21 protein-coding genes and 1 pseudogene are annotated in these 21180 nt (G+C 35.9%); 16 read left to right on the top strand and 6 right to left on the bottom strand.

The window, feature by feature from the left end:
- Positions 1-2: 2 nt before the first annotated feature.
- From lptB to OOL07_RS08235, 13 genes and pseudogenes are all read left to right on the top strand, one after another.
- Positions 3-755 (top strand): LPS export ABC transporter ATP-binding protein, encoded by a 753-nt coding sequence (gene lptB / locus OOL07_RS08175; RefSeq protein WP_413774110.1) that lies wholly within the window; start codon positions 3-5, stop codon positions 753-755.
- A gap of 29 nt (positions 756-784) precedes the next feature.
- Positions 785-2236 carry an RNA polymerase factor sigma-54 gene (locus OOL07_RS08180; protein WP_264696066.1) on the top strand — a complete coding sequence of 484 codons (1452 nt, stop codon included), beginning with the start codon at positions 785-787 and terminating at the stop codon, positions 2234-2236.
- A 39-nt stretch (positions 2237-2275) separates the two neighbouring features.
- Positions 2276-2749, top strand: coding sequence for a PTS sugar transporter subunit IIA (locus OOL07_RS08185; RefSeq protein WP_264696067.1), 474 nt, complete (start codon positions 2276-2278; stop codon positions 2747-2749).
- A gap of 31 nt (positions 2750-2780) precedes the next feature.
- On the top strand, positions 2781-3302 hold the full coding sequence (locus OOL07_RS08190) for a phosphoenolpyruvate carboxykinase (ATP) (RefSeq protein WP_264696068.1): 522 nt from the start codon (positions 2781-2783) through the stop codon (positions 3300-3302).
- Between the two features lie 40 nt (positions 3303-3342).
- Complete coding sequence (gene rapZ, locus OOL07_RS08195) at positions 3343-4188, top strand: RNase adapter RapZ (protein ID WP_264696069.1); 846 nt, start codon at positions 3343-3345, stop codon at positions 4186-4188.
- Positions 4185-4574, top strand: a complete 390-nt coding sequence (locus tag OOL07_RS08200; protein WP_264696070.1) for a PTS sugar transporter subunit IIA — start codon at positions 4185-4187, stop codon at positions 4572-4574. Before rapZ ends, OOL07_RS08200 begins: the two co-directional genes overlap by 4 nt.
- Positions 4575-4590: 16 nt before the next feature.
- Complete coding sequence (locus OOL07_RS08205) at positions 4591-4860, top strand: HPr family phosphocarrier protein (protein ID WP_264696071.1); 270 nt, start codon at positions 4591-4593, stop codon at positions 4858-4860.
- A gap of 48 nt (positions 4861-4908) precedes the next feature.
- Positions 4909-6669, top strand: coding sequence for a phosphoenolpyruvate--protein phosphotransferase (gene ptsP, locus OOL07_RS08210; RefSeq protein ID WP_264696073.1), 1761 nt, complete (start codon positions 4909-4911; stop codon positions 6667-6669).
- A gap of 391 nt (positions 6670-7060) precedes the next feature.
- Positions 7061-9025 (top strand): annotated as a pseudogene (locus OOL07_RS08215) (T6SS phospholipase effector Tle1-like catalytic domain-containing protein); the annotation flags it as partial.
- A 117-nt stretch (positions 9026-9142) separates the two neighbouring features.
- Positions 9143-9706: a hypothetical protein gene (locus tag OOL07_RS08220; RefSeq protein WP_264696074.1), complete on the top strand. Its 564-nt coding sequence runs from the start codon at positions 9143-9145 to the stop codon at positions 9704-9706.
- Between the two features lie 127 nt (positions 9707-9833).
- On the top strand, positions 9834-10316 hold the full coding sequence (locus tag OOL07_RS08225; RefSeq protein ID WP_264696075.1) for a CHRD domain-containing protein: 483 nt from the start codon (positions 9834-9836) through the stop codon (positions 10314-10316).
- Between the two features lie 16 nt (positions 10317-10332).
- Positions 10333-11406 carry a chorismate synthase gene (aroC, locus tag OOL07_RS08230; RefSeq protein WP_264696076.1) on the top strand — a complete coding sequence of 358 codons (1074 nt, stop codon included), beginning with the start codon at positions 10333-10335 and terminating at the stop codon, positions 11404-11406.
- A gap of 83 nt (positions 11407-11489) precedes the next feature.
- On the top strand, positions 11490-11687 hold the full coding sequence (locus OOL07_RS08235) for a hypothetical protein (protein ID WP_264696077.1): 198 nt from the start codon (positions 11490-11492) through the stop codon (positions 11685-11687).
- 65 nt (positions 11688-11752) lie between these two features.
- On the opposite strand, the gene hemE is transcribed toward OOL07_RS08235, so the two are convergent.
- The 6 genes from hemE to OOL07_RS08265 are packed head-to-tail and all read right to left on the bottom strand — an operon-like array spanning position 11753 to position 18242.
- Positions 11753-12817, bottom strand: a complete 1065-nt coding sequence (gene hemE / locus OOL07_RS08240; RefSeq protein ID WP_264696078.1) for a uroporphyrinogen decarboxylase — start codon at positions 12815-12817, stop codon at positions 11753-11755.
- A 54-nt stretch (positions 12818-12871) separates the two neighbouring features.
- Entirely contained in the window at positions 12872-13360 is a 489-nt protein-coding gene (gene purE, locus OOL07_RS08245) for a 5-(carboxyamino)imidazole ribonucleotide mutase (RefSeq protein WP_264696079.1), read from the bottom strand.
- A 31-nt stretch (positions 13361-13391) separates the two neighbouring features.
- The gene (locus OOL07_RS08250; RefSeq protein WP_264696080.1) at positions 13392-15722 is read right to left on the bottom strand and encodes a DNA topoisomerase I; all 2331 of its coding nucleotides are present in this window, start codon (positions 15720-15722) and stop codon (positions 13392-13394) included.
- A gap of 48 nt (positions 15723-15770) precedes the next feature.
- Positions 15771-16253 (bottom strand): Smg family protein, encoded by a 483-nt coding sequence (locus OOL07_RS08255; protein ID WP_264696083.1) that lies wholly within the window; start codon positions 16251-16253, stop codon positions 15771-15773.
- A complete protein-coding gene (gene dprA / locus OOL07_RS08260) occupies positions 16250-17377 on the bottom strand; it encodes a DNA-processing protein DprA (protein WP_264696084.1) in 1128 nt (375 codons plus the stop codon). Before dprA ends, OOL07_RS08255 begins: the two co-directional genes overlap by 4 nt.
- A 10-nt stretch (positions 17378-17387) precedes the next feature.
- Positions 17388-18242, bottom strand: a complete 855-nt coding sequence (locus OOL07_RS08265) for a peptidoglycan-binding protein (protein ID WP_264696085.1) — start codon at positions 18240-18242, stop codon at positions 17388-17390.
- A gap of 73 nt (positions 18243-18315) precedes the next feature.
- Here OOL07_RS08265 and def point away from each other — a divergent pair, with 73 nt between their 5' ends.
- The 3 genes from def (at position 18316) to rsmB (ending at position 21180) form a co-directional block, all read left to right on the top strand.
- Positions 18316-18819, top strand: a complete 504-nt coding sequence (gene def / locus OOL07_RS08270; RefSeq protein ID WP_264696086.1) for a peptide deformylase — start codon at positions 18316-18318, stop codon at positions 18817-18819.
- Positions 18820-18907: 88 nt separating this feature from the next.
- Positions 18908-19855 carry a methionyl-tRNA formyltransferase gene (gene fmt / locus OOL07_RS08275; protein WP_264696088.1) on the top strand — a complete coding sequence of 316 codons (948 nt, stop codon included), beginning with the start codon at positions 18908-18910 and terminating at the stop codon, positions 19853-19855.
- A gap of 8 nt (positions 19856-19863) precedes the next feature.
- Positions 19864-21180 (top strand): 16S rRNA (cytosine(967)-C(5))-methyltransferase RsmB, encoded by a 1317-nt coding sequence (rsmB, locus tag OOL07_RS08280; protein ID WP_264696089.1) that lies wholly within the window; start codon positions 19864-19866, stop codon positions 21178-21180.

Here is a 21180-nt window from a genome sequence, read left to right on the forward strand (position 1 = left end):
TTATGAATCATGTAGTAAATAAATTATCTATAAGCAAACTTGCTGCTAATCATCTTGCAAAATGCTACCAATCTCGCTGGGTGGTAAAAGACGTTTCAGTAGAGCTTTTAAGTGGTGAGGTAGTAGGTTTATTGGGCCCTAATGGTGCTGGAAAAACTACTTGCTTCTATATGATAGTAGGATTAGTTCCTCCAAATAAGGGGCAAATTTCTTTAAATCATCACAATATCACTCACTATCCAATTCATCGTCGTGCCAAGTTAGGTATTAGCTATCTTCCTCAAGAGGCATCTGTATTTCGTAAACTTACTGCAGCTGAGAATATTACAGCCATTGTTGAAACACGAAATAATCTAACCAAAGCACAACGTGATTACTTAGTAGATAGTTTACTTAATGAATTGCATATTACTCATGTAAGGAATACGCTAGGAATGAGTCTCTCAGGAGGAGAGAGAAGACGAGTAGAGATTGCAAGAGCATTAGCAGTAGAGCCACAATTTATATTGTTAGATGAACCATTTGCGGGTGTGGATCCTATTTCGGTGTTAGACATACAGGATATTATCCGCCACCTTACTGATAGAGGAATTGGCGTGCTTATCACTGATCATAATGTTCGAGAAACTTTAGGCATTTGTCAACATGCCTATATTGTGAATGCGGGAGAGGTGATTGCTAGTGGCAAGCCTCAAGAAATTCTTAATAATGAACAAGTCAAAGAGGTCTATCTAGGTCATAACTTTAATCTATAATATTTAGTACTTAAAAAATCATAATAAAAATGAAAACCGGACTCCAATTACGATTAAAACAACAGCTTGCATTAACCCCTCAATTACAACAATCAATTCGTTTATTGCAGCTTTCCTCAATTGATCTCCAAAATGAGGTTCAACAGATGCTGGAATCCAACCCACTATTAGAACAAGCTGAGCATGAAGAAGAACATGTTATAAATAATGAAGAATCTAAAGATTCAACCTCTACTCTACTAGAAGAGAATATACCTGAAGATCTTCCCATAGACGCAAATTGGAGTGATATTTATGATTACTCTTTATCTCCAAAACCATCTAAAGATGAGTTCCTCTTTGACATAGATAGTATTAAAAACACTCAAGAGACGCTACAAGAGCACCTACTCTGGCAAGCTTATTTAAATACTACGAGTGAAAGAGAATTTTTTATTGCTAGTAAAATTATTGATGCTATTAATGAACAAGGCTATTTAGATAGCTCGTTGAAAGAAATAATAGAAGCTATAGAAAAAAATATCGTAGTTGAATCTGAGGAAATTCAGGAAGTTTTATCTAAAATACGCAACTTTGATCCTCCAGGCATTGGTGCAAAGGATTTAAAAGAGTGTCTTTTATTACAGCTTAATCGCTATCCAACTGATACTCCATTATTAGATCTTACTAAGTGGCTTGTGCTACGCCATTTATCTGATTTGGCAGAGCGTAATTATGAAAAAATAATTAGGGCAATTAACTTATTGCCAATAGGAGAAGAGCTAAGTAGAGAAAAATTAGATTTAATATTAAAAATGATCCGTTCTCTTAATCCCTATCCAGGCTATCAAATACAATCCAATAAAACTGAATATATTATTCCCGATGTTTATGTCACCAAATCTAATGGTTGCTGGAAAACTGAATTAAATCCAGAGATCATTCCTCAGCTTAGAATCAATAGTTACTATAAGGATTTAACTCATAAAAATAATAATGCACCTGCTACGCAGAGTTATTTGAAGGATCAACTTCAGGATGCTCGCTGGTTTATTAAGGGAATACATGTTCGTAATGAAACTTTGCTAAAAACTGCTACCTGTATTGTTAAATATCAACGGAGATTCTTAGAATATGGCAATGAAATAGATATATGCCCATTAATATTACACGATGTTGCAAAATCTATTGCTATGAATAAATCAACAGTATCTCGTATTACTACTAATAAATATATGAATACTCCTTGGGGGGTTTTTGAATTAAAATACTTTTTTTCTAGCGGTATAAAAACAGAAAATGGTGAAGGTTATTCCTCAACTGCTATTCGTGCTGCAGTTAAAAAATTAATAGCACAAGAACCAGTAAATAAACCTCTAAGCGATAACGCTATTGCACTAGTGTTAGAAAAACAAGGTATTAAAATATCTCGTCGTACAGTTACAAAGTACCGGGAATTTTTGAATATTCCCACATCTAGTGAACGAAAAAAATCTTCATAAATTTTAATAAATATAGTTATTAACACTATATAAATTACTATGAAAATCTCTGAAATCCTTACCCCTGAACAAATTATTATTGATTCTTTGGCAAGCAGTAGTAAACAAGTACTAGAGCAGCTTGCTAAATTACTTTCCCATGGTACTTATGGGCTGGAGGTAACAGATATTTTAAGTCATTTACTAGGTAGGGAACGATTAGGAAGTACTAGTATTGGTAATGGTATTGCTATTCCCCATGCTCGAATAGAAGGAAGTCCATATACTATTGCAGCATTTATCCGTTTAAAAAACGGAATCGATTTTAATGCCATTGATAATAAACCCATAAGTTTATTTTTTGCTCTATTAGTACCTGAAAAATCTACAGATGATCATTTAAATTTACTTGCTCAGTTAGCAACCCTATTTCGTAATCCTAAACTGTGCCAATACTTGCAAGAAGTTAAAAATTCTCAAGATTTATTACAAACTCTAATAGAGTGGGACAACAAGCCGAGTTTATCTAAGTAACTTAGTGCTATAGTATTAGCTATTTAGATTCATGAATCTAGCTACTAATAATAGTATTATGACTCATGGTGTATTACTTGTTATATTTAACCTAGGCGTACTCCTTACAGGAGAGAGTCGAGTAGGTAAAAGTAGTCTTGCCTTAGAATTAATTCAACGAGGTCATCGCTTAATTGCTGATGATGTACCCATTTTCCATAAAGACAGCGATAACCAAAAATTAATAGGTAGCTGTTCCCCCATCCTACAAGATTTTCTTGAAATACCAAGTTTAGGTGCTGTTAATATTAGAAAAATATATGGGGAGCAAGCTATTATTTTTGAACACGCCCTTGATTTTGTAATCCATTTAGATATAGAGAAAGAAATAGAACCTCTCAGCCGTAATTTAGGGAAGTGGGAGCAACTTGGTATTTCAGTTACCCAACTTACACTACCAATTACAGAGCGATTACCATTAGCTTCTATAATAGAAATCGCTGTTCAAGATTATCAACTATATCAAAATGGCTATGATTCACTCTTAGAACTAGAACAGCGTCAGTGTATATAGTGTATTTTGAAAAATTAAGGATCGCTAAGTATAGGCTTTCATGAAATTACAAATTATTAGCGGGGTATCTGGCTCAGGAAAAAGTATCGTTCTTCATTTCTTAGAGGATCAGGGTTACTATTGCGTAGATAATCTGCCAGTTGATCTACTCCCCCATTTTGTAGAAAACGTGGATTGGAATAATCCTCATATTCATGGAGCTGTTAGCATTGATGTGCGTAATTTTTCACAAGAACTAGCACATCTTCCTCATATTTTAGAAAAAATTAAAAAGATGGGAGTAAAGTACTCCATAATCTTTCTTGACGCAGATGATGCAACTCTGCTTAGGCGCTTTAGCGAAACTCGTCGTAAACATCCCTTAAGTAATATTCCTTTAGCCAAAGCTATTCAAGATGAGCGAGATTTACTTGCAGTCATTACGCAAAGGGCAGATATTAAAATTGATACGACTAATACAAATATATATCAGCTTCAGCACCTCATCAATATATATATAGCAAATGATCGAACAACGGAAATGTCACTATTATTTCAATCTTTTGGATATAAACATGGCGTTCCGCTTGATGCAGATTTCGTATTCGATGTACGTTGTCTACCTAACCCATACTGGGAGCTGCATTTACGCTCTTTAACGGGGCAAGATAAAAGTGTAATTTCTTATCTTGAAAATCATAAGACAGTACTTCAGATGAAAGAGCATTTAATCCATTTTCTACAACAATGGTTAGCAGAATTTAAAAAAACAAATCGTAGCTATCTTACAATAAGTATTGGCTGTACCGGAGGTCAGCACCGATCAGTTTATTTAGTAGAACAATTAAAATCCCACTTTCAATCCATTCATAGTCATGTCCTTTGCTATCATCGGGATTTAGTATGATGGTAAGCGTATTACTGATCACTCATAATAATATTGGTTTAGCTTTACTTGATAGCGTAAGTGATGTATTAGAGTATCGCCCACAACAACTGGAATTGTTACGTGTTACTCGTACATCTAATCTAGACTCACTACAAGCACAGGCTCAATCTCTAGTGAATAATTTATTAGATAAAGGAGATGGAGTACTTATTCTAACTGATATGTATGGATCTACACCTAGTAATATTGCTTGCCGCTTGGCAAAAAAGAATCATATACAAGTTGTATCTGGGCTAAATCTACCTATGCTTATTCGAGTACTTAACTATCCTGAATTAAGTTTAGATGAATTAACAGGTAAAGCAGTAAGTGGTGGAGCACAAGGAATTTGTGTATGCAGCTAACAGGGAAAAATAAAAAATGGTAGAGGACAACATAACTATTATTAACAAGCGAGGGTTACACGCACGAGCTGCAGCTAAATTAGTAACTTTAGCTTCTAAATCTAAAAGTAAAATTACAATTAAATATAATGAAAAAGAGGCAAATGGCAAAAGTATTATGGGGATTATGATGTTAGCTGCGTCTCAAGGATCTTGCTTGCAAATTAACGTCTCTGGTGCTGATGAAGAAAAAGCACTTATCCAAATTAAAGAGCTTATTAATAATCGCTTTGATGAGGGCGAATGAGAAACAAAAAATTGAACCTAATAAATAAATTATATCTAGATAAGTACTATGGCGCTTGAATTACACGGTATCGGTGCTTCCCGAGGAATTAGTATAGGAAAATCCTATCTTTTAGTACAAGATCAACCTAAAGTTAATAAATATACACTTGCTCCTCCTCTCCTCGATCGAGAGATACAAAGATATCAAGCTGCGTTAGCTGCTGCTAAAAATCAACTGCATAGTATTTTAGAAAAAATCCCTGAGAGTATCTCTACTGATATTACTGCCTTTATTCACATGCGATTACTTATGCTTGAGGATAAAGCGTTTACAACTGCTCCAATCCAAATTATACAAACAGAATGCTGTAATGCCGAGTGGGCATTAAAACTACAGGGTGACATTTTAGCAAACGCCTTCAATGAGATGGAAGATGCTTATCTCAGAGATCGCAAAAGTGATGTAAATCACATCATTAATCGCATTTTGCATATTCTCATCAATCCAGAGAATTTTGGTTATGATTATCTTACCCGGCAGCTTAAAGATTGCATCGTACTTGCCAATGATTTAACGCTATCTGAAGTTATTTTGATGCAACAACAAGAAATTGCAGGATTTGTCACTGAGCACGGTGGCCATAACTCCCATTTAAGTATTCTTGCCCGTAGTTTAGGTATTCCTGCTATTGTTGGTCTACAAGGTGCTCAGCATTATATACAAGACAATGAATTAATTATCATCGATGGTGAGCAAGGCATCTTACTAGCAGGTGCACAAGATCTGCTTATTCAAAAAGCTCAAGAAAGAAAAACCGCCTATCAAAAGCGGCTTATTGGGCTTAATAAGCTTAGAAATCAGCGAGCTATCACTCTAGAAGGGACAACCATTAATTTAGAGGCAAACATTGAACTACCTGAAGAGTTACCTTTAGTGACCCAAGCGGGAGCAGAAGGTATAGGGCTTTATCGTACAGAATTTTTATATATTAACCGTACTTCACTTCCCGATGAAGAGGAACAATTAGAGGCTTATACTCGAGTCATTCATGCTTTAAATGGATCGCCAGTTACTATTCGTACCATTGATTTAGGTGCAGATAAAACCGTAGATGATCATGCTATTTCTGCTCCGATATCTACTAGTTCTTTAGGGTTACGTGCTATTCGTCTTTGCCTACGAGAGCCCAGTATTTTTCGCCCTCAGCTTAGAGCTATTCTCCGAGCTTCAGCCCATGGGCCTGTACGCCTATTGCTACCTATGATATGTACTTTACAGGAAGTAAAGCAAACTATAGTCTTACTTAAAGAGTGTAAACAGGAATTGAAACGACAAGGATTAAAATATGATCCTAATTTACCTATCGGTGCAATGATTGAGATTCCTTCTGCAGCTATTTGTGCGGATATCTTTGCTCAGCATCTGGATTTCCTCTCCATTGGTACCAATGATCTTATTCAATACACACTGGCAATTGATCGAATTGATAATGAGGTAAATTATCTTTACACACCTTTACACCCAGCGGTACTACAGCTTATTTATCATACGATTTCTGCAGGAGAGAAAAGAAACATAAGTGTTTCTATGTGTGGAGAGATGGCAGGTGATGTACATTATACTCGCTTACTTCTTGCTCTGGGGTTAAGGACTTTTAGTATGCACCCTTCCTCTTTATTGGAAGTAAAGCAAATTATAGCAAAGAGTAACCAGCAGGAACTGTCAAAAGTTACTCAGCAGATCCTAAATTGCCATGAGTATTCTGAAATACAAATACTATTAGAACATCTTAATAAAGATTTAATTACTCAATCGCTTATTTCTTAAACTATCAAATATTAATAGTTAGGTTGTTGATTAAATAATTTTCAACAGCACCTTTAAGTGTGGACTATAGCTTAGCTTTATATAAGCTCCTTTTAAATTATCTTAGATTTTATTAAAAGCGTAAACCGTCACAATTTGTGGCATTTTTACTTCCTAAGATCTATATATTTTCTCAGGTGTAGATTATATTTAGAAGTATAATGTATATATATATTTAAAATAAAAGAAATAAATTATATTTTTAAGGTAGCTAATAAAAATAGGTATATATGATTACTGAAAAAACCATCGAAAAAAATAATAATCAAAGTGAACAGCAGGGTAAAAAAGCAGATAATTCAAGCTCAGATGTAAAAAATTGATCTAAGAATCAATTTAAAAAAAATTAGTTGTATTTTTTGATGGTACATGGAAGCAGGAAAATACAGATACCCCTACAAATGTATTTAAACTTTTTGAAGCTACCTGTAGTTACAGTATTAATATTGATAGTTTTCTCAAGTCTGAGGAAGAAAATAGCGATAAGAGTGAGGATATAAAGAACGATAAGAGCAAAAAAACGGAAAAGGATTACCCATACCCACAGCTCGTTCACTATGTTCGTGGCGTTGGTACAGGAGTATTGGATCGATTGATAGGGGGTGGAACTGGTTTTGGTATATCTGATCATATTAAAGATGGTTATCGATTTATTGTGAGTAATTACCATCCCGGAGATGAAATATTCGTTTTTGGATTTAGCCGAGGAGCTTATTCAGCCAGAAGTTTAGTCGGTCTTATTAATAAAATGGGTATTTTAAAACGTGCAAACCTTAATTTAGTAGATGAAGTTTATAAACACTATGAAGACCCATTTTATCGCCAAAAAACAATGGAACAAGAGAAAAATACTTCAGATGGAAAAAATAAGGGGCAATTCCTATTTCTTCAAATCATAGCACAAGGCTCTAAATACTTAGATCAGATAGAACCAAGATCTTATGTAAAGATACAAAAATTTAGAAATAAATATAATCACAGGGTACATAACGTATACCCCGAAGATAGTGCTGAATATCATAAAATTCAGAAGACAGAGGAATTTCAGAAAAAGATAGATCAGGCAAAGGCAGAGACAAATTCGGCAGATAGATATGAATTATATAAGATAGATAGGGCAGAGAAAGTTCAGTTTTTAGGTGTGTTTGATACAGTGAGTGCTCTAGGATTACCTACCTCTATATTGTCTTTTTTTGTCAGAAAATTCTTTAAAACAGGCTTTCACGATGTCTATGTCAGCAATATTGTTCAAGGTACTTATCATGCACTTGCTGCAGATGAAAATCGTTTTATATTTCGACCAACCCTATTTAGATCAAAAAATAGAAACATCTATGATGATTTTTACTTTGATCAGAAGTGGTTTACCGGTATCCACTCTAATGTGGGTGGTGGATATAGGGAAGATGGAATGAGCAATGTATCCTTAGAATGGATGGCAGAAAAAGCTGAGAAAAATCATAAGTTACATCTCGATCTCAATAGAATACCTAAATCTCAGTACAATTCTAGTATTAATAGCACATTCTCAGACTTGAAAAATGAACTTAGCCTTGGGTATCGTATCGGATTTGTACTATTTATAAAACTACTAACCTTTCTTTTTGACTTTGTTCCATATGAGTTTAAAATGGAACATTTAAATTACCATTTAAGTAAGTTCAGAGAGTCAGATGTTTCTGATTCAGATGCTTCTGGTTTTAATAGCTATAGAAAAATATATCAAGATGCATTTTTAGCTAAACATAAACATGAATATCAAGCAGCAGAGTTCGAAGAGCAATACAAGGGCATATATAACGATCTTAAAGGCATCAAAAAACAAATATATGAGCTAAATGCTGATAATACGGATAAGGATAATTTTGAAAAGGATTATCAAAATACCATTAAAAATGCTGTAAGCCTGTTCAGAGATATTACTAAGCAAGATCCTATTAGTGAAGAAGATGCTAGAAGCCTTCTTACATATATGATGGAGGGTTTGCTTTTTAAAGAAACTAAAGAAGAGTATATAAAAGAATTTGAGGGTGCGTTTTTCGCAGAGTGCAAAAAGAAATATATAGAAGGGTATAACATAAAAGAATACAACAAAAAAAATTATGCTTTAGAGAAAAATTGGAGGGAAGATAACAAAAAGTGGCAACTGGAGTATAAAAAGTTATTATCTAACTTAAGCTGGACAGGCAATTATCGTCGCCCTATCAGTCACAATGAGCTGACAAGCGTTCATATATCTTACTTTCTCAAAATTATGCAAGATAGTCGTTATAGGAAAAGAAAAGAATCAACATTTAAAAAGATAAAAAACTATTAAAAAGATAAAAAACTATATAATATCTGTATGGGATAGGTAAATTTTATCTATACTCTTATATAAGCTTATAATCTAACAAAAATCTTTCAAGGGCTAAAGTAAATAACCTTTATTTCTATGATGAAAAGCAGTGCTTTACCTATTTTTAGCTGGGCTTTTATTATTACTATTCTATGGATAGGTTTTATTCTAGCCGTTAGTTTTTTCGAAACCCCGCTAAAATTCTATGCCTTATTGCTCACCGTACCTGCTGCTATTCAAATTGAGTATGTTTTGTTTCATGCTCTAAATCTAGTTGAAATTGTGTTTGCAGCAGTGATGCTTGGCACAGCCTATTATGGAGAAGGATCTAGAAAAACAACTTCTCTAACAATAAGTATAGCCATTTTGCTAACTATTCAAACTGCCTTCTTATTTTTCATGCTAGATCCCAAAACCTTAGCTATGGTACATGGCGTAGAGACTATGGCTAGTCCTTACCATATTGTGCATATGGTTATTGCGGGGCAAATTATTAGAATGACCACTTTGCCTGCCCATCACATTATGTACATTATTATAGAAATAGTTAAAGTAGTACTACTTGTAATGCTTGTATTTAGTCAATTCCAAGATTTGAGAGATAGGATAAATCAAATTATTAAAGAGGAAATTGAAAAAGCTAGCCATTCTGCATGGTAAATAAGTTTATATCATAAATAGCTCTATATATTATATTTTTCTTTGCTAATTATACGTTTCTACAGTTTTTATAAAAAATTGTTAGAATTGTATTTTACGTAAAATAAAAAATATAATAGGAGATAATATGAAAGAGCTATGTGCATTATTGGGACCCATCTTTAATATCGCATTCATTGGGTTTTTATTAATACTGAGCATAAATTTAACCTTAGTTTCACAGGCACAATCGGCAACTAAAAAAAATCTTATTCCTGATTCAGGAGATAAGATTTATAAATTTTCATTAAGCGGTGATCAAGAAGTACCTGCGGATAATAGCCAAGCAAGCGGTCATTGCACAGCACTTTTAAGGAAAAATCAGATTACTTTTGAAATAATTTGTAATCATGATATTAAAAACCCAACTGTTGCCCATATTCATAAATCCCATCCTGGCACAGACAGAAGTATTATAATCATGCCATTTGAGGCTGCTGAAAGTCCTATAGAGCAAACATTTACCCTAGCTCAAAATATAACTAATGAATTACTCTTAGGTAATCTCTACATCAACATACACTCTAGAGAGTTCCCAAATGGGGAAATTAGAGGCCAAATCAAAAACTAATAGAACTTAGACAGCTATGGCTGGTAATACGATAGGTAAGCTTTTTACCGTAACTACTTTTGGCGAAAGCCATGGTCCTGCTTTAGGATGTATTGTTGATGGTTGTCCTCCCGAGCTTGATCTATGTGAAGCAGATATACAAATAGACTTGGATCGCCGCCGCCCTGGTACATCCCGCCACACTACCCAGCGTCGTGAATTAGACGAAATTAAAATCCTTTCAGGGGTATTTGAAGGAAAAACGACCGGCACCTCCATTGGTCTTATAGTAGAAAATACCGATCAACGCTCTAGGGATTATGAAAAAATCAAAGATTTATTCCGCCCTGGGCACGCTGATTATACTTACCATCATAAATATGGAATTCGAGATTATCGAGGCGGTGGACGATCCTCAGCTCGTGAAACAGTTATGCGTGTGGCTGCAGGGGCAATTGCTAAGAGATATTTAGCTAACCAGCATAATATACAAATTCGAGGCTATTTAGCCCAGTTAGGTCCAATTAAAGCAGAAAAACTAGATTGGAAGGTTATCGAGCAAAATTCTTTTTTCTTTCCGGATTCAGAGAAAATATCTCAACTAGAAGCATATATGGATGCTTTGCGTAAGGAAGGTAATTCCATTGGTGCTCGGATAAATATTGTAGCTATGGGTGTTCCATCAGGTCTTGGAGAACCTGTCTTTGATCGGCTAGATGCCGATCTTGCTCATGGATTAATGAGTATTAATGCAGTAAAAGGAGTGGAAATTGGATCTGGCTTTGAGGTAGTTACTCAAAAAGGAACGGAACATCGGGATCCTATTACGCCTAATGGTTTTTTAAGTAATAATGCAGGAGGAATTTTAGGTGGAATATCTACCGGTCAAGATATTATTGCCAGCATTGCACTAAAACCTACTTCGAGCCTTAGATTACCTGAGCAAAGCATTAACATTCATACGGAACCAGTAGAAGTAGTTACTACAGGACGCCATGATCCTTGTGTTGGTATTCGTGCTACTCCGATTGCCGAAGCTATGGTAGCCATTATTTTAATGGATCATCTGTTAAGACATCGTGGACAAAATGGTGCTAAAGCATTAGAGTAATCATCCTTTACCAGCTTTAATTCCAATTTATTTCACTTTATAAGTGATTATCTTAGCAATCCTATTTTAGGAGCGTATCTATTATGATCTATTATTTTTTACTTTTTTATTTGTTTTTTGCTGCACTTATGTACCTCATAGCTAAGAGAAAAGGACAAGATCCTATATTTTGGGCAGGTTTGGGGTTATTTTTTGGTCCTCTTGCACTGCTTTTTCAGCTATTTTCAAAAAATATTACTGAAGCCTATAGAAAATTAGCTAAAAATAAATTTTGGGCTTAATTTGTAAAACATTATACCCCTCCCTTCCCTAAGGAGGGGTATTACGAAAGGGGTAGTCGAAAACGCTATGAGTGATAAGGCTGGCTTAACTCATGGACTGAATCGACAAGATAAGCAACTTTCTCTGGATCAATAGTAGGATGAATGCCATGGCCTAAGTTAAACACATGACCATTTCCTGATCCGTAATCTTTTAAAATGGTTGCTACTTCTTGATGAATTCGCTTCTTTGAAGTATATAGCACACAGGGATCCATATTGCCTTGCAAGGCTACTTTTTGTCCTACTTGATCTCTTATTTTAGTTAAAGATACAGTCCAATCTAGACCTAGGGCATCACAGCCAGAATTTGCGATTTGATCTATCCACAAACCGCCCCCTTTAGTAAATAAAATAACCGGTACTCTACGCCCTTCATACTCTCTAGTTAGCCCTTGAATAATTTGGGACATATAAGATAAGGAGAATTCCTGATAATCCCTATTACTTAGAGCGCCGCCCCAAGTATCGAAGATCATCACAGCTTGAGCTCCTGCCGCTATTTGAGCATTAAGGTAGGAAATAACAGATTGAGCAAGAGTGCTTAGTAAGTGATGGAGCAATTTAGGTTGATCAAATAGTAAGCTTTTAATTAAGGTAAATTCCCTACTTGATTCTCCTTCTACCATATAACACGCTAAGGTCCACGGACTGCCAGAAAAACCAATCAGCGGTACTTTACCGTCTAATTCTTGGCGAGTAAGCCTAATGGCATCCATAACATAGCGAAGTTCTGTTTCTGGATCGGGTACGCCTAAAGCATGAATCTGGCTTTCCGTTCTTACAGGTCGTTCAAAACAAGGGCCTTTACCTTCAGTAAAATATAAACCTAGCCCCATAGCATTTGGAATTGTCAAAATATCGGAAAAAATGATTGCCCCATCTAAATTAAAGCGACGAATAGGTTGCACTGTTACTTCACAGGCAAGCTCTGGGGTAGTACACATAGTTAAAAAATTGCCTGCTTTTGCTCTAACCTCGCGGTACTCAGGAAGATAACGCCCTGCTTGTCTCATAATCCATATTGGGGTTTTATCTACAGGTTGCCTCAGCAAAGCACGTAGCAAGCGATCATTTTTCAACACGGTCATTGGTAGAATTTTTTCCTAAATTAATATTCTTAAAATTTTTAACTATATATTGAGTTATAAACTATTTGCCTTATCTAATATGGATTGGGCCATTGCTTGCCGATCAGCAGCTACTCGTTTAGCAAGATTCTTATCGCTAAGACTTAAAATTTGCGCGGCTAGATAAGCGGCATTTTTTGCCCCGGCTTTACCAATAGCAACACAAGCAACGGGGACACCTCCGGGCATTTGCACTGTAGATAATAGAGCATCCATACCATTGAGAGGACCTCCTGCCATAGGTACGCCAATAACAGGTTTTAGGGTATTTGCAGCGACTGCACCAGCAAGATGAGCTGCTAATCCTGCCGCAGCAATAAATACCCCACATCCTCGCTTATCTGTCTCTTTTACATAGAAAGCAGTAGCTTCTGGCGTTCGATGGGCAGAAGTGATCCGTACCTCAAAAGGGATAGCTAAAGTTTTGAGTACATCTAAGGTAGATTCCATAACAGGCAGGTCAGAATCTGACCCCATTAGTACAGCAACAAAAGGAAGGGACATTTAACTATTCTCCTCTAAACATGATAGTAGGTTATTTTTTTGCTTTTTTAGAGCGGCTAGTTTTCGGTTTTTCAGATGCTTGCACAAGAAGACCTTGTATCGCAGTTAAGGTAAGCTCTTCAGCACTTTGATCTTTAGGAATTCTGGCATTATTCTTTCCATCAGTAATATAAGGGCCATAGCGCCCATTAAGAATTTGAATATTTACTTCTGGAAAATCTTTAATAATCTTCTTAGCATCTGCAAGTTTTTTTTCTTCTATTAAGTGTATCGCTTGCTCTAAGGTAATGGTGTAAGGATCCTCTTTACCAATGGAAATATATTTTGAACCATATTTAATATAAGGCCCAAAACGGCCAACACTTGCAATCACTTGATTTCCATCAGGGGTTATACCTAACTCTCTAGGTAATTTAAATAATTCTATGGCTTCCTCTAGAGTGATCGTTTCAATTTTTTGATTAGGACGTAGTCCAGCAAATTTTGGCTTTTCCTCACTTTCCTTAGATCCAATCTGTACATAAGGACCATAGCGCCCCATCCGGGCAGATACTGGATTCCCACTTTTCGGATCAATTCCTAATTCTCGAGCTTGAATAGCTTCCTCTCGGCTGACGCTCTGCTCTTTTTGCTGAATTTGGTTATAAAATGGTCCCCAAAATTTCTCTAAAATGGGAATCCAATCTTTTTCAGCTCGGGAAATCGCATCTAAATCATCTTCTAGGCGGGCAGTAAAATCATAATCAACATAAGGATTAAAATGTTCGGTAAGGAAATGATTGACTACCCTTCCTACATCGGTAGGATGAAAGCGTTTATTTTCTAGAACTGTGTACTCCCGCTGTTGTAGCGTAGAAATAATGGTAGCATAAGTAGAAGGCCTGCCAATGCCGTACTCTTCTAAGGTTTTTACTAAACTTGCCTCAGAATATCGAGGGGGCGGTTCAGTAAAATGCTGTTCAGGTCTAATTTGGATTAAATTAACTTTATCTCCCTCTTTTAAAGGAGGGAGAATTTTTTGCCCTTCCTCTTTTAAATCATCTTTTTTTTCTTGATAAACCATCATATAGCCAAGATAAGCAATCGTCGCACCAGTTGCACGAAATATATTTTCATTTTCGTTGTCTTTAGATATAGTTTGTGTACTAAGGTTTATAGCTACCATATCGATTAGGGCAGAGTTCATTTGACAGGCAATGGTTCGCCTCCAAATAAGCTCATAGAGCTTAAACTGTTCAGGCTTTAAATAAATTTTTACAGATTCTGGTGTTCGATACGCCGAAGTAGGTCGGATAGCCTCATGGGCTTCTTGGGCATTTTTTGCTTGGGTCTTAAATACTCTTGGTTGGTTTGGTAGATCATTTTTACCAAAATGTTGTGTAATAAAACTACGTAATTCCTCTATAGCTTCTTGGGCCAAATTAACTGAATCTGTACGCATATAAGTAATTAGCCCTACAGCACCTTCTTCGATACTAATTCCTTCATAGAGTTGCTGGGCAATGCTCATAGTATACTTTGCAGAAAACCCAAGTTGGCGAGAGGCTTCCTGCTGTAAGGTAGAGGTAATAAATGGAGCGGTAGGATTGCGGCGACGCTGTTTTTTCTCAACTTTTGTTACGTAGAGCTTTCCTTGAGCTATTTGAGTAAGTTGATTTACTATTTCTTGGGCTTGAGTGCCATTTTCTATATCAAATTGTTTTAGCCGCCTTCCATTTAGATAAGCTAATTTAGCAATAAATTTTTCTTTATTTGATTCCACATCTGCTTCAAGAGTCCAGTATTCTCGAATCTTGAAATCTTCTATCTCCTGCTCTCGCTCGCAAATTAACCTTAACGCAGGACTTTGTACTCGTCCTGCAGATAGCCCTCGATGAATTTTTTTCCAAAGTAAGGGGGAAAGATTAAACCCTACTAAATAATCTAAGGCACGGCGAGCCTGTTGTGCATTGACTAAATCAATAGAAATATCTCGAGGATGAGTAATCGCTTCCTTGACCGCATTTTTAGTAATTTCATGAAATACTACTCTTTTGGTCGTTTTATTAGCCAGTAATTTTTTGCTTTTAAGCAACTCAAGTAAATGCCAAGAAATAGCCTCTCCCTCCCGATCCGGGTCTGTTGCAAGAAAAAGGGTATCTGCAGTTTCTAAGGCTTTTCCAATAGCATTGACATGGCGGCTATTTTTTTCAATCTCTTGGTACTTCATCATAAACCCATTCTCTGGATCTACTGCACCTTTCTTAGGAATAAGATCTCGTACATGACCATAAGAGGCCATAACTTCAAAATCTTTTCCTAGATATTTTTTTATCGTCTTAGCCTTGGCAGGCGACTCTACAATGATTAAATTTTTACTCAAAATTAGTAACTACAATAATCTAAAATGCTTTTTTATAACTATTAATGTTTAATGCAGTGGATAATTAATACCATCAAAAATAAAATCCTCGATCCATGGATTGATAGACTCTCCTTTAGGTTGATGGGAAAGTACCATAAGAATTACCCACTTTAATTGTTCTAAGGAAAATTCCTCTGATCCTAATTCCATTACTCGTTCAATAACTAGCTCTCGAGTCATAGGATCTAAAATGCCCACTTGCTCAAGTAACAATAAAAATCCTTGACACTCAGGATTAAGTTTTTTTTGCTCTGCTGTAGTGAAAATCCGAATCGAAGTACTTTCTGCTAAAAGCTTCTTAGATTCTTCATTGTACTGGGGTATTACTAATCTCTCTAACCAATTAAATGCTTTATCAATCTCAGTATGATGAAAGCCAGCTTGAGCTAATTCTATAGAAAGCGATTCCTTATTAAGCTGCTGTCCAGCTTCATTATCTATATGTTGTTGAAATAAATATACAAGGATATTAAATATACTCTCTTTCATAACTGATCTCCTCGATTGCAGCGAATATAACACCCTCCAGGTAATGCAGTAATAAAGCCCTGCAACTCTAGCACTAATAGTATGGAGGAAAGTTCCTCTACAGTTAACTGGCATCGCTCAACTAGAGCATCTATAGGTACAGGATCATACCCTAATTTATTCAAAACGTTTTTATACTCTGATTCTATATTCTGTAAATCTTTATTATTAGAAGAATCTAAATATGGCTGATTAGCTGCAATAAAACCTACCAAAGATTTTAATTCACCCATAATATCTTGGGCAGTTTCTACTAATTTAGCCCCCTCTCGAATTAGCCGATGACATCCTTTAGATAAAGGATTATGAATAGAGCCAGGAATCGCAAACACTTCTCTACCCTGTTCAGCAGCAAGCCGAGCAGTAATAAGCGATCCGCTCTGGGTGGCAGCTTCAATTACTAAAATCCCTAAACTTAATCCACTAATAATTCGATTACGCCGTGGAAAATTTTGAGCGAGGGGTGGAGTACCGATAGGAAACTCTGATACAAGTGCTCCATTTTCTCTGATCTTTTGAGCTAAATCTCGATTACGAGCAGGATATACCCTATCTAAACCGGTACCAACTACAGCTATAGTAGGTAGGTTACTAGCAAGAGAGCCTTGGTGTGCGGCTGTATCTATACCAACTGCTAATCCGCTATTAATAAGCAACCCTGACCTTGACAAAGAATGGGAAAATTGGTGTGCTGTCTCTTTACCATTTGATGAAGGATTACGACTACCTACAATTCCCAATTGTGGTAATGAAAGTAATTCTAGGCTGCCCTCAATAAATAAAACGGGGGGTGGATCAGTAATTTCCTTTAGCAAAGGAGGATAATCCTTATCAGCTAGAGTCAATATACAACGATTAGACTGTTGCTCTAACCATTGTAAATCTCTAGTAACACCTTCCCAATCCGGTTTATGTAAGGAGTCTAATATTTTAGCACTCAGACCAGAGAATTTATTTAAATTTGAAAAAACTGTTGCAGGCGTACCATATTTTTCTAATAGATATGAGAAATTTTTACTACCGATCCCAGGGGTGCGGTATAGTGCTAGCCAGTAGGATAATTCTTGAGTCAAATCAACTGTCAAAATTACTAAGTTATAAAGTACGCACAATATCGTAAATATTGATGGGTAATTCTGTTCGAAGCATTAATCCATAACTAATATGATTAAAAGTGCGAAAAACTATTATTTCTCCTGCATATTTATTAGGCAATTTAATTCTATTTTGTTCAGATGGAGAGTGGTAGATATCATATACTATCTCTCCTCTTTGATATACAGAAAGTACTGCCCCAGGATTTATACCATCTTTTAATCCTAAATTAAGTACAAGTGCTTGATGCTCATCAATTTGAGAAATTCCTCCTACAATTGCAATAATTTTTCCCTCCAAGGAGGTTGATAGTTGATGGGGAGATAAACTATCAAATTCATTGCTTATGGGTAATAGATAATCTCCTACCAAAATTTCTTCCCTAGTATTTAGCACGCTGAGAATAGCAGGATCCCCAAGTTGTTTTATTCGGGCACCTGCAATGTATATTGCTTGATAGCCTAATATTTCGTTAGGATTATCTGGATTTAAATAAACCTCTCCTTTTCGATAGATACCATAATTTCTAATACTAGTATTTTGTACATTTTGGGCATAAATTTCATCGCCAGTACTTGAGATTAAGTGTTCTCTACTGCCGGAGATAATATAAGGTGCATGAATAATGGTGCTTTTACTTACTATTCTATGGTGTAATAGAGATTGTCGAAGCGATTTAAGTGATTCAGTGGAAATACTACTATAAAGTTCAAGAGATCGGCTTTGCGGGGAAATTTTATGTACTGGAAGAGGTGGATGATCTAGGGTTGTTTCTTCAGCTAGGGTAGAATTTCCCCACACTGTAAATACTAGGGTGTGTATATACAGCAAGATAACAAATAATTTTTTTCTCATTATTTATTGTATTTAATAAAGTACTAATAGTACTTTAATACTTATTAGCTAATATCATTTTATATTAATACTTATGGCAACGCTTAATATACTACACTACCCTGATTCAAGACTACGGCGTATTGCTGAACCTATTGCCACTGTTGATAAGTCTATCCAAAAATTAGCAGAAGATATGTTAAATACTATGTATGAAGCACCAGGTATAGGGCTTGCTGCACCCCAAATAAATGTAACTAAACAAATTATTGTTATTGATATTACTGAAGATAAATCTGATCCATTTGTATTCATTAATCCAGAAATTATTGACCGCCAGGGATCTTCTGAAAATGAAGAGGGGTGTTTATCTATACCTAATGTTTTTGAAACCGTTACACGTGCTGAAGAAATTACAATACGCTATTTAAACCAATACGGCAAATCTCAAGAACTCCATGCAAAAGATTTATTAGCTACTTGCATTCAACATGAAATAGATCACTTAAGTGGCAAATTATTTATCGATTATCTCTCTAAACTAAAAATTAGCCGCATTCGAAAGAAAATAGAAAAACAACACCGCCGAGCTATATAATTAAATAGTCTAGCGATTTTTATTTTTCTCTCTAATACGATTCAACTGGTTAAGCTCAACTAGAATACCTCCTATCTTTTAGGATTTTATGGCATTAAAAATCTTCTTTGCAGGAACACCAGCATTTGCTGCAATTATTTTGCAGAGAATTATTGAGAGTAATCATAGGGTTTATGGCATTTATACTCAGCCAGATCGACCTAGTGGTCGTGGCCAACGATTAACACCTAGCCCTGTAAAAAAAGTAGGAATAACTCATAATATTCCAATATATCAGCCAAGGACCTTAAAAGATGAATCTATACAAGATCAATTTAAAGCATTTACTCCGGATATCTTAATCGTAGCTGCCTATGGTCTTATTCTTCCATCTCCAATACTCAATACACCTTCCCTTGGATGTATTAATGTCCACGCTTCACTACTCCCTCGTTGGCGAGGAGCTGCCCCCATCCAAAGAGCTTTACTTGCGGGAGACAAAGAAACAGGAGTGAGTATTATGAAAATGGACATAGGTTTAGATACAGGTCCAGTAATAAGTACAAGTATTTGCCCTATCCAAAAAACAGATACGGCAGTAACTATCCATGATCGTCTTGCTGAATTAGGAGCAGAATCTCTACTAGCATGTTTGCCTACACAAGTTGAAGACAAATTATCTTATATACCACAAGATGAATTCTACGCATGTTATGCTCCTAAAATTACTAAAGAAGAATCTTTTCTTGATTGGAATCAACCTGCTTTACTACTAGAACGGAAAGTACGTGCTTTTAATCCTTGGCCTATTGTAAAGATCCAAATTCAAGATCAAGTACTAAAAGTGTGGGAAACTACGGTACTAGAAGATAGTCGATTAGCACCAGCAGGTACCATCATAAGGGCAAATAAGTTAGGCATAGATATCGCTACTGGAGAAGGAGTTCTAAGGTTATTAAAAATACAACCCCCTGGTAAACGAGCTATGGCTGTGCAAGACTATATTAATGCGCATCCTTTGGTAGTAGGTACTCAACTTTTAGTCGTAAAAGCGTAAAAGTTTTTATGGGTAAAAAGCCTAGATTATTTAATACCCGGGCAGTTTCAGCTACTTTATTGGTAAAAGTCATTAACCAAAAACGCTCATTGACTGCAATATTACCCCAAGCTGTTGCTCCACTGTCAGAGCAGGATAGTGCGTTCATTCAAACTCTATGCTATACCACTCTACGTTGGTTTCCAAAATTAGACTACCTCACTCAATCATTATTAAGTAAGCCATTACGTACGCAAGATAATGATATTTATTGTTTATTACTATTAGGTTTATGCCAACTTATAGAGCTGACTACCCCAGTTCATGCTGCACTTTCTGAGACAGTTTCTGCAACTCAAGTATTAAAAAAATCATGGGCAAAAGGATTAATTAATGGCGTATTACGTAATTATCTCCGAAATGAAGATTCTCTAAAAAAGAAAATTGCTAATCACGAAGAAGCCAATACAGCTCATCCCAAGTGGCTTCTACAGACTATCCAACAATATTGGCCTAATCATTGGCAACAAATCATTACTGCTAATAATACCCATCCACCCTTAAGTTTACGGATAAATAGCCTACAAGGAACAAAAGAGCATTATCTAAGAGAATTAGAATCTCACCACATTGAAGCACAAATATTGCCCTATACACATCAAGGTATTACTTTAATTAAACCTTACTCAGTAGCTGCCCTACCTGGATTTCATCAAGGTAAAGTTTCTGTACAAGATGGTGCAGGGCAACAAGCTGCAGTTTTATTGAATATACAGCCAAAGCAACGCATTCTTGATGCTTGTGCTGCTCCTGGGGGAAAAACTTGCCATATTTTGGAGTTAAACCCAACTGCTGATTTAGTCGCATTGGATATTGATCAGTCTCGTCTTAACCGAATTCAAGAAAATTTAACTCGCCTACAACTTAAAGCACAGCTAATTTTAGGTGATGCAACTGATACAAAATTATGGTGGGACGGAATTTTATTTGATCGTATTTTATTAGATGCTCCCTGTACTAGTAGTGGTGTAATTCGCCGCCATCCTGATATTAAAGTATTGCGACGGAAGGAAGATATTCACCGATTGGCAATACTACAAGAGTGTATATTAAATGCTCTATGGCCATTACTAGCTCCGGGAGGATTACTCCTTTATTGTACTTGCTCTATTTTTCCCCCAGAAAATGATGAGCAAATCCTTAAGTTTCTTACATCCCATTCTGATGCCAAAATAAGCCCATTTACGGTAACTTGGGGTATTTCTCAAGAAGTTGGTCAACAATTGCTGACAGGAATTGAAAACTTTGATGGGTTTTATTATGCCCGTTTAGAAAAGTGTAAATAA

Source organism: Candidatus Nitrosacidococcus sp. I8 (assembly GCF_945836005.1).
In the GTDB taxonomy this organism is placed as follows: Bacteria; Pseudomonadota; Gammaproteobacteria; order Nitrosococcales; family Nitrosococcaceae; genus Nitrosacidococcus.

What these genes read in the sequence shown, in the direction of transcription:
- lptB (WP_413774110.1), top strand. Translation starts at nt 3, where the DNA reads ATGAATCATGTAGTAAATAAATTATCTATAAGCAAACTTGCTGCTAAT.
- OOL07_RS08180 (WP_264696066.1), top strand. Translation starts at nt 785, where the DNA reads ATGAAAACCGGACTCCAATTACGATTAAAACAACAGCTTGCATTAACC.
- OOL07_RS08185 (WP_264696067.1), top strand. Translation starts at nt 2,276, where the DNA reads ATGAAAATCTCTGAAATCCTTACCCCTGAACAAATTATTATTGATTCT.
- OOL07_RS08190 (WP_264696068.1), top strand. Translation starts at nt 2,781, where the DNA reads ATGAATCTAGCTACTAATAATAGTATTATGACTCATGGTGTATTACTT.
- rapZ (WP_264696069.1), top strand. Translation starts at nt 3,343, where the DNA reads ATGAAATTACAAATTATTAGCGGGGTATCTGGCTCAGGAAAAAGTATC.
- OOL07_RS08200 (WP_264696070.1), top strand. Translation starts at nt 4,185, where the DNA reads ATGATGGTAAGCGTATTACTGATCACTCATAATAATATTGGTTTAGCT.
- OOL07_RS08205 (WP_264696071.1), top strand. Translation starts at nt 4,591, where the DNA reads ATGGTAGAGGACAACATAACTATTATTAACAAGCGAGGGTTACACGCA.
- ptsP (WP_264696073.1), top strand. Translation starts at nt 4,909, where the DNA reads ATGGCGCTTGAATTACACGGTATCGGTGCTTCCCGAGGAATTAGTATA.
- OOL07_RS08220 (WP_264696074.1), top strand. Translation starts at nt 9,143, where the DNA reads ATGATGAAAAGCAGTGCTTTACCTATTTTTAGCTGGGCTTTTATTATT.
- OOL07_RS08225 (WP_264696075.1), top strand. Translation starts at nt 9,834, where the DNA reads ATGAAAGAGCTATGTGCATTATTGGGACCCATCTTTAATATCGCATTC.
- aroC (WP_264696076.1), top strand. Translation starts at nt 10,333, where the DNA reads ATGGCTGGTAATACGATAGGTAAGCTTTTTACCGTAACTACTTTTGGC.
- OOL07_RS08235 (WP_264696077.1), top strand. Translation starts at nt 11,490, where the DNA reads ATGATCTATTATTTTTTACTTTTTTATTTGTTTTTTGCTGCACTTATG.
- hemE (WP_264696078.1), bottom strand. Translation starts at nt 12,817, where the DNA reads ATGACCGTGTTGAAAAATGATCGCTTGCTACGTGCTTTGCTGAGGCAA.
- purE (WP_264696079.1), bottom strand. Translation starts at nt 13,360, where the DNA reads ATGTCCCTTCCTTTTGTTGCTGTACTAATGGGGTCAGATTCTGACCTG.
- OOL07_RS08255 (WP_264696083.1), bottom strand. Translation starts at nt 16,253, where the DNA reads ATGAAAGAGAGTATATTTAATATCCTTGTATATTTATTTCAACAACAT.
- OOL07_RS08265 (WP_264696085.1), bottom strand. Translation starts at nt 18,242, where the DNA reads ATGAGAAAAAAATTATTTGTTATCTTGCTGTATATACACACCCTAGTA.
- def (WP_264696086.1), top strand. Translation starts at nt 18,316, where the DNA reads ATGGCAACGCTTAATATACTACACTACCCTGATTCAAGACTACGGCGT.
- fmt (WP_264696088.1), top strand. Translation starts at nt 18,908, where the DNA reads ATGGCATTAAAAATCTTCTTTGCAGGAACACCAGCATTTGCTGCAATT.
- rsmB (WP_264696089.1), top strand. Translation starts at nt 19,864, where the DNA reads ATGGGTAAAAAGCCTAGATTATTTAATACCCGGGCAGTTTCAGCTACT.